Annotated in this window: 9 protein-coding genes and 1 pseudogene; 8 read left to right on the plus strand and 2 right to left on the minus strand. The window is 44.5% G+C overall.

From position 1 onward, the window contains the following. On the plus strand, window positions 1–376 hold a 376-nt coding region (locus ACN0T0_RS20125; RefSeq protein WP_417228614.1), incomplete at its 5' end, for a hypothetical protein. A 199-nt stretch (window positions 377–575) separates the two neighbouring features. On the opposite strand, the pseudogene ACN0T0_RS20130 reads toward ACN0T0_RS20125, so the two are convergent. Next, window positions 576–904, minus strand: a pseudogene (locus ACN0T0_RS20130) (transposase); the annotation flags it as partial. A 185-nt stretch (window positions 905–1,089) separates the two neighbouring features. Here ACN0T0_RS20130 and ACN0T0_RS20135 point away from each other — a divergent pair. From ACN0T0_RS20135 to ACN0T0_RS20165, 7 genes are all read left to right on the plus strand, one after another. After that, complete coding sequence (locus ACN0T0_RS20135) at window positions 1,090–1,326, plus strand: hypothetical protein (RefSeq protein WP_417228616.1); 237 nt, start codon at window positions 1,090–1,092, stop codon at window positions 1,324–1,326. Between the two features lie 394 nt (window positions 1,327–1,720). Further along, a complete protein-coding gene (xapA, locus tag ACN0T0_RS20140) occupies window positions 1,721–2,545 on the plus strand; it encodes a xanthosine phosphorylase (RefSeq protein WP_417228618.1) in 825 nt (274 codons plus the stop codon). 15 nt (window positions 2,546–2,560) lie between these two features. Next, on the plus strand, window positions 2,561–3,823 hold the full coding sequence (locus ACN0T0_RS20145; protein WP_417228620.1) for a NupC/NupG family nucleoside CNT transporter: 1,263 nt from the start codon (window positions 2,561–2,563) through the stop codon (window positions 3,821–3,823). Window positions 3,824–3,890: 67 nt separating this feature from the next. After that, window positions 3,891–4,664, plus strand: a complete 774-nt coding sequence (gene deoC, locus ACN0T0_RS20150) for a deoxyribose-phosphate aldolase (protein WP_417228622.1) — start codon at window positions 3,891–3,893, stop codon at window positions 4,662–4,664. After that, a complete protein-coding gene (locus tag ACN0T0_RS20155; RefSeq protein WP_417228624.1) occupies window positions 4,664–5,878 on the plus strand; it encodes a phosphopentomutase in 1,215 nt (404 codons plus the stop codon). The genes deoC and ACN0T0_RS20155 overlap by 1 nt, the downstream gene beginning before the upstream one ends. A 90-nt stretch (window positions 5,879–5,968) precedes the next feature. Next, a complete protein-coding gene (locus ACN0T0_RS20160; protein ID WP_417228626.1) occupies window positions 5,969–6,709 on the plus strand; it encodes an outer membrane protein OmpK in 741 nt (246 codons plus the stop codon). Window positions 6,710–6,729: 20 nt separating this feature from the next. After that, window positions 6,730–7,602 (plus strand): DMT family transporter, encoded by an 873-nt coding sequence (locus ACN0T0_RS20165; protein WP_417228630.1) that lies wholly within the window; start codon window positions 6,730–6,732, stop codon window positions 7,600–7,602. Between the two features lie 71 nt (window positions 7,603–7,673). Here the strand turns inward: ACN0T0_RS20165 and ACN0T0_RS20170 are convergent, their stop codons facing one another. Next, the gene (locus tag ACN0T0_RS20170; RefSeq protein WP_417228628.1) at window positions 7,674–8,564 is read right to left on the minus strand and encodes a LysR substrate-binding domain-containing protein; all 891 of its coding nucleotides are present in this window, start codon (window positions 8,562–8,564) and stop codon (window positions 7,674–7,676) included. Window positions 8,565–8,663: the final 99 nt, after the last annotated feature.

An 8,663-nucleotide genomic window follows, 5' to 3' on the forward strand; every position in this document is an offset into this window, starting at 1 on the left:
GGAAGAAGCTGGATTAAAGAAGGCGATTGCACTGCGAGATACACTTGGTCGTGAATTGTGGGGAAAGCACTGGAGACGGGTTTTAAATGAGCCTGAACTCTTTACGAGATTGCCACATAGCTTGGAGCCAGCTCTAGTACATAAGCCGACACCGACTGGTGCGGATCCGTACAAAAGAACCTCGTATTATTTGGCCAAGTGGATGGAGTACGATGTTAACGGTGAGCGCGTACTTAAATCGAAGCTTGCCTCGATAGAGAAGTTGGGTAAGTTAGCTGCTTATAATCAGGCAAAGCGAATCCTAATGCAGGCCTACAAAGACGATATAGAAATTCTTTCCTATATGGGTCGATTTAACATCGTGAGAGTGATGTAGATGTCGGAGGACAAAAATTTGATCGGAAACGTGCCTTTTCAAATGATTCGTAGGCTATAAAAAGCTAAAGTTTGATCATTTTTAAGGTGCATTGCAAACCGAAACGCTATGGAAATGACTATGAAGTCTGATCAATCTCTAGCAAGGTTTTGGACAAAACCTGTTTAGAGTCTTAACTTAATTTAGCAAAATACGGATTACTTTTAGTATGGTGGATTGCCTCCACATCCTTGGCTCGGCGACCTATGCAGTATAGTGAGGACAAACCAGTGGCATATTTGCCAGTCTAAATACCGAGTCAATAAAGCTCTGTAATGCTTTTAAAGATGCAGAGAAGAAGCGATTAACCATGAGGACCGTCGTGATAGCGAGGTCAGTAGACAGTCGTGTCCTGCCACATTTGCCCTGTATAGGTTGCTTCTACTCAGCAAGCGCCTCTTCGTCAATCCGAAAAGTAAGTGAATATCGGTTTATCAGAGAGTGATTGTACTCGCACCAGTTGGTGGTTTTGTAGCTAGGCTTTGGCATGAAATCATAGCCAGTGAGTGAATGTCTCTGAGCTGATCGTAATATTATGATTTAGTTCAATCGATTTTCGCAACAAAGTCTTAGCTATGAACAATTTGCAAAAAATGATAAGCGCGTAGTGATATACCTCCGTGAGAGAACCCATATTCAGAGAAATTGCAAAGCTTCTTGTTTCAGAGGGCGTCGTGCCGAAATGGTTTGAGGAAATGGAATATGTGCAATGGAGTGGTCGCAAGAAAAACCTGAACGTTACCCCAAACGCCGAAATAGAATATACAGTGCTGGTGGATGATGTGGAGCTATTTATCGCCGTTGACCAGAAGGATAACTGGATATCAATACAACCGTTCTCTACACCCTACCCAGACATAGACTGCGGACTATTGCTAGCACTGAATCAACTTCAATGTTTTGGGAAATAATTACACTCAGTTGATTGCTCGCTATGTTAAAGGCACGGACCAAAATATTGCACCTTTAATTATGACCGCTTCCATGCAGCCTAGCATCCCAAACAACAAATTATCCTTAGAAAGTGATTCAACTTTAATTTTTTTGCAAATTCCTATCAGTCTGTAACACACTGAAACACTCCAGGTCACATAGCCCGCATCTCAACTTTCATTCAAAAAAAAAACCATCCTCACATATCAATTACAGTTTGTGAGATAACTCACTCCCCTCCAGTTAATTAAACATAATTGCATATGTTGTTCATGCTTATTTTCAGCATGATAAGATGCATTTTGACGATAGTTGTAGGGGAAATCCCACATTAATATCTCTTTCGAATAAACCAATATGAGAGATACAACTATGTCACATGATCCAGTAATCAACGCTCTAAAAACGATTCGTGAACGTAAACCAGACTTTGCCCCGAAAGCGGCATTTATTCTTGGTTCTGGGCTGGGCGTGATTGCCGACGAACTGACAGACAAGGTCAGCATTTCATACGAAGAGCTAGACGGTTTTCCTGTGAGCACAGTACAGGGCCATTCCGGTGAGCTTGTTCTGGGTTCAATGAATGGTGTCGATGTTGTCTGCATGAAAGGTCGTGGACACTACTACGAACACCAAACCATGAAGGTGATGACAACGCCAGTTCGCACTTTTAAGAAACTTGGTTGTGAGTTTCTTCTGGTCACCAATGCGGCGGGCTCACTGCGTCCAGATCGCATCGATGTCGGTTCACTAGTGATGTTTAACGACCACATAAACACCATGCCTGACTCACCTATGACCGGCGCAAACGACGAGGAATACGGACCACGATTCTTCAGTCTGGCGAATGCTTACGACAGAGACTTGCGTTGTGAAATGAAGGCGATCGCTGAAAAACATTCTATTCACCTGAATGAAGGCGTCTTCGTATCTTACACCGGACCTAATTTTGAGACAGCCGCTGAAATTCGCATGATGCAAATCATCGGTGCAGATGTTGTTGGCATGTCTGTCGTCCCTGAAGTTATCTCAGCTGCACATTGTGGCCTACCAGTCGTAGCGCTATGCGCAATCACTAACATGGCGGAAGGTCTAGGCGATGTAGAGCTATCACATGATCAGACTCTGAAATGCGCCAAGCTCGCCGAAGCGGACTTTATCTCATTGATCAAAGCATTTATGACAGAACACTTTTAGAAACAAGGAGCAATTATGTTTGCGGTCGGTTTTTTAGGGATAGCAGCTTTATTAGGCATTGGTTACGCGGCATCGACCAATCGTAAAGCAATCAATTTACGAACGGTCGGTACAGCGTTCATCCTGCAGATGGCCATTGGTGCACTAGTACTTTATGTACCTTGGGGACGCGCGCTATTAGAAAGCATGTCACATGGCGTACATGCGGTTTTAGACAGCGGTAAATCGGGTATCAATTTCCTATTTGGTAACTTAGTTAACTTTTCCGTTGATGGTATTGGCTTTGTTTTTGCTCTAAATGTATTGCCGCTGGTGGTCTTTTTCTCAGCGCTTATCGCTGTACTTTACCACTTAGGCGTCATGCAATATGTCATTCGCATTATTGGCGGTGCGATGGCAAAAGTACTTGGAACATCGAAAGCGGAATCCATGTCAGCCGTATCGAATGTCTTTGTAGGTCAAAGTGAAGCCCCATTGGTAGTTAAGCCATACATGCCGAAAATGAGCGATTCTGAGTTCTTCGCGGTAATGTGTGGAGGCATGGCCTCTGTATCGGGAACCGTTCTGGCTGGTTACGCAATGATGGGCGTTGAGATGGAATACCTCCTGGCTGCATCTTTCATGGCAGCTCCAGGTGGCGTCCTATTTGCCAAGATGATCATTCCAGAAACCGAGAAACCGCAATACGAAGTAAGTAAAGATACCAGCTTTGCTGAAAATCGCGCTGAAAACGTGCTTGCAGCAGCAGGTGAAGGTGCTTCTAGCGGATTGAAACTAGCCGTTGCAATCGGCGGCATGCTCATCGCTATGATTGGCCTAGTTACTTTGGTGAACACTGTTCTTGGCGGCGTAGGCTCATTCGTCGGAATGGAATTGTCACTAGAATTGATTCTAGGCTGGATCTTCGCTCCTCTAGCTTTCTTGTTAGGTGTACCAGCTGCGGATATCGCTATCGCAGGATCAATGATTGGTAAGAAAATCATTGTGAATGAATTTGTAGCTTACTCTGACTTAGCTCCATACCTAAAAGATGCAAGTGTAGTACTAGAGCAGGGTCTTCATGTTCTAGACGAGAAATCTAAAATAATCATCAGCTTTGCTCTGTGTGGTTTTGCCAATATTGCATCAATGGGCATCCTAATCGGTGGACTAGGCACGCTCTGCCCTCAGCGCACAAACTTTATTGCTAAATATGGCGTGAGAACTCTGATTGCAGCAAGCTGCTCAAACCTAATGAGCGCAGCAATCGCTGGTATTTTCATCTCATTTGTTATCTAACCCTCCCCCTGGAGGAGCGCTACTCCTGAATCGCTCCTCCACTTTTAATTAGTTACTAGGATTTGTAATGAACACACTCTCAAGCGCTGCAAAGCATGCGATTGGCCTATTAGATCTCACGACATTAACCAATACAGAGACGGATGAGTGCATCATCAAGTTATGTCAAAATGCTGCAACTCCCTTTGGTATGACTGCAGCTATTTGTATCTACCCGAGATTCATTCCGCTTGCTAAAAAACAGCTTAAAGCACAAGGTACTGAAGAGATTAAGGTTGCCACAGTGGTGAATTTCCCACACGGCAATGGTGACCTTGACATCGCCCTAGCGGAAACCCGGGCTGCGTTAGCTTATGGGGCCGATGAAATCGATATTGTGTTCCCGTACCGCGCCCTAATGGCAGGCAATGAATCAATTGGTTTCGAGATGATCCAATCAGTAAAAAATCTTTGTGGAGACGTACTTCTTAAAGTCATCATTGAATCAGGCGAACTTCAATCAGAAGAATTGATCCGTAAAGCAACAGAGGTTTCTATTCGCGCAGGCGCTGATTTTGTTAAAACTTCAACGGGCAAAGTACCAGTCAACGCCACACCTGAAGCGGCACGCGTTATGGTTCAAGCCATTTTCGACCTTGGCGCACAAGACAGGGTTGGCTTTAAAGCGGCCGGTGGCGTTAAAACCACCCAGGATGCAAAAAACTATATCGAGGCAGCCACCGATATTATGGGGAGTGATTGGCTGAACGCTCAACACTATCGCTTCGGCACCTCTAGCTTACTGGTTGATTTACTGAAAACACTAGGCGCTGAATCTCAAATGGAACAAGGAGATTATTAATGCCTCGTAAAGCTATCGTACTCGTTCTTGACTCACTTGGTGTTGGCTGCACACCGGACTCTTCGGCATTTAATGACCATGGTGCAAACACTTTAGGTCATATTGCCGATTGGCGAGAAGCGAGCACATCTCACTCTGGACTCAACCTTCCTAACTTAACAAAGATGGGGCTAGGTAAGGTATTAAACTCAGCTTCCCGCAACTCTGTTCTTAACGCTAATGTTGATATTAATGCAAAGGCTTGCTTTGGATATGCAACACCAATATCCACTGGAAAAGATACCACCAGCGGTCATTGGGAAATGATGGGCGCACCCGTTGAGTTTAATTGGGGTCAGTTTACAGATAAGCACAACAGCTTCCCTGAAGAACTACTTAGCCGAATCTACGATAAAACTGGTCTACTGACCTCCCTAGGGAACTGCCACTCATCAGGCACCACGATTATTAATAAGTTTGGTGAAGAGCACATTCGTACAGGCGCTCCAATTTTTTACACGTCGGCGGACTCGGTATTTCAAATTGCAGCTCATGAGTTGCATTTCGGCTTAGACCGACTGCTCTCGTTGTGCGAGAAGGTACGAGTCATATTGGATGACTACAATATTGGCCGTGTTATCGCGAGACCTTTTCTTGGAGCCCCTGGAGAGTTTATCCGTACCGGAAACCGAAGAGATTTTTCCGTAGCACCTCATAAGCCAACAGTTCTCAATCAACTTCAAGAGTCAGCAACTGCGCAAGTTGTTGGTGTTGGGAAAATTTCAGATATTTTTGCAGGTTCAGGGATAGACAAATCAATTAAAGCGGTAGGTATTCCTGAACTATTTGATCAAACATTGTCGGCTTTCAAGAACAGTGAGTCAGATACGCTGATCTTCACTAACTTTGTTGACTTTGATTCAGAGTACGGCCACCGCAGAGATGCCCAAGGTTACGCTGATGCTCTCGAGTATTTTGACAGTCGCATGCCGGAATTATTAGCAGAAATGTCGGATGAAGACGTGCTGTTCATCACTGCCGATCACGGTTGCGACCCGACCTGGAATGGCTCCGACCACACTCGGGAATACGTACCAATTATTGGTTATGGAGCCAGGTTGAAATCCGGTGATCTGGGCTGTCGCTCTACATTTGCGGATATTGGTGCCACGGTCGCTCAGCATTTTGGGCTCCCAACTCCCAAATACGGGAATCCTCTCCCCCTCTTACAGTAACTATTAAAAAACTTTCAAACCATACGTTAGGTGCTGGTTACTCAGCACCTATGGGTTGTCACGTTTGATAAAAACTTTATTGGAGTTTCTATGAACAAATACCATTTACTTCTTTTGTCTACACTGCTATCCACCACAGCAAGCGCGGAATATTTATATAGCTTCGGTAGTGTGAACATTAACTATTTAGACTGGTCCTCAGACACTGAGGAGCGTAGTAACGGAAACAAACAGGACTTTGCTTACCTAGAACTAGAAGGCGGTGCAGGTTTTACTTGGGGCGAGGTTTATGGCTTTGTCGATTTTGAATTCCAAGATAGCACGGCGAGCAATGATGATGCTGTAGCAGTATCGAGCAAGGGTAAACTTGCAGTCAAAACCGGGCTTGATGAATTACGCTGGTACGCGCAGACCTACTCAACAGAAAACCAAGGCTTCCATGGTCGAAATACGGTATTGGGCCTTTCATATAACCTAGTGGGCGATTCAGGCTGGTTCTTCAGTCCATTTGTTGGATTTCACTACACCAACAAAAATGGTTTTGCCGGTATGAACGGCGGTATGGCTGGTTGGGTTGCCAACTACAAGTTTAAGTTGGGAGAACAAAACTTCACGCTATCTAACTGGCATGAAACCGAATTTGCACGTACTAACGACTATGTGAATTCGACCAGAGAGGACGATGACTTGTCTTACAACGGTTCTCTATCTGTATGGTGGAATGCGCCAGAAAATCTCAGCTTAGGCCTTCAGTACCGTTACGCGCACAATAAACTCGGCCAATCTGATACCGACAGCGCAATTATCTATACCGTTAAATACAACTTCTAAATATGAATATACTGTTAGCTATGATCCCCGCATTCTTGTGGGGAACTACTTACGCGGCGACTCAATACACACTACCTGATTGGCCACCCATATTACTCGGAGCCTTGCGGGCACTACCAGCAGGCTTGCTATTGTTGCTGATCCGTCCTTCCATACCTACATGGAAAGACCTAAAAGCGCTAAGCGTGTTAGGACTGGTCAATATTGCGGTATTTTTTACTTGTATCTTCATTATGGCATTAACCTTACCATCTGCGGTTTCTGGGGTTGGGATGATTTCTGTTCCCGTTTTTGCCATGGTTTATCACTGGATTGTTGCCAAGAAAAAACCATCAAGGGTACAAGTGATTAGTGGTGGGTTGTTGATTGCACTCGCTTGGGTTCTGTTTAATCCAGCATCGATATCGCTGAATCCAATTGGATTGATAGCCATGCTAGGAGCGATCCTGTGTTTAGTCATAGGCAGCAGTTTAACTAAGCAACTGGCATCTCAAACTCACTGGTGGACGGTACTGACATGGCAGCTCATTATCGGAGGAAGCTTATTACTGGCCTTGTCGGGAATTCATGCAGCCTTTAATTATGAGACATATCGTAATGCGATTATCGATGCCAACGTGGTTAACCTGATGGGATTATCGTGGCTTATCATCTTTACTACTGCCATTGCCTATGGACTGTATGTTTGGTTGCTGCAACGAATGACAGTCGTTGAGTTTACCTTTGGTGGAATCGCTAATCCGATCGCAGGGATTCTATCTGGCATGTTGCTTGTGGGGGAAGCTTTCTCCGCATCGCAATACACGATTATGGGGTTAATGATCATGACCAGCCTGTTACCGCAGGTATATTCGATAATGAAAAAACCGCGAATTGATGCCGTGAAAATATAAAGTCCATCACCGAAAAGGTGACCATAAGACAAACCAACGAATAACCTCGTTATCGGGCTATTCGTTGGCTTTCAAAACTTCTCAGTAATAGCCTTCAAGGCAGAAGACATATCTCGCGGGTCGTAAATCATACACAACCCAGCTGGCAAATACTCTTTCAACTGAACAAAGTGGATATGATCCCAAGAGTGTTGAGCAAAACTAGAAGGCACCGCAGTAATCGTGTCTCCGCTCGACACATAAGCCATAAGTGTCGTTGGTTCGACAAACTCATTTTTTATTGAAGGCGAAAAGCCCTCATTCATGCAAGCATCCATCACCATGTTTGCTGATGCGGAATTACGAAGCACCAAAAATGAAAACTCTTGATCTTTAAGATCCAAAAGCGACAATTGCTTCTTTATTCTGAGCGGATGCTCATCGGACATCGCTATCACAAAGCGCTCATCCGTTATGCGTTTAGACATGAGCGGATAAATATTCAATGCATCAGCAAACCGAGATAAACCGACGTCAATCTGCTTATCCAGCAATTGTTGCTTTTGCTGTTCGGGGCTCAGCTCAAATAGCTCTACATTATAGTCAGGATACGCGCGGTTAAACTCTTTCAACATTCGACCAAAACCTGCCCAAAACGCCGAACTAACCATACCTATTTTAATCGTGTGAGTCTCATTACGACTCGCTTTTTGTACCTGATAAAGCGAACGGTCGAGACTGCGAAAAAGCAACTCACACTCACGTTGTAGGATCTCTCCGGGTAACGTTAACACCACACTACGTGATGTACGCTCTAATAAAACCACCCCCAAAACGGATTCAAGCTCTTTAATTTGCGCACTTAGAGGCGATGGCGTAATTTTGAGATTCTTAGCGGCCTGGTTAAAGTGACCAGACTGCGCCACTTCATAAAAATAGCGGAGCATTTTAAGAGTTATACGATCAGAAAAGTAAGTAGACATCTTGACCTAGAGACAACAAAACCGAGCAGTAATAGTAGTCAGAAGACCCGAAAAATGACACATGTCACGTCACAAATCATAATTTCAACATTAAGAATG

The sequence above is a fragment of the Amphritea sp. genome (assembly GCF_048266285.1).
Lineage (GTDB): Bacteria > Pseudomonadota > Gammaproteobacteria > Pseudomonadales > Balneatricaceae > Amphritea.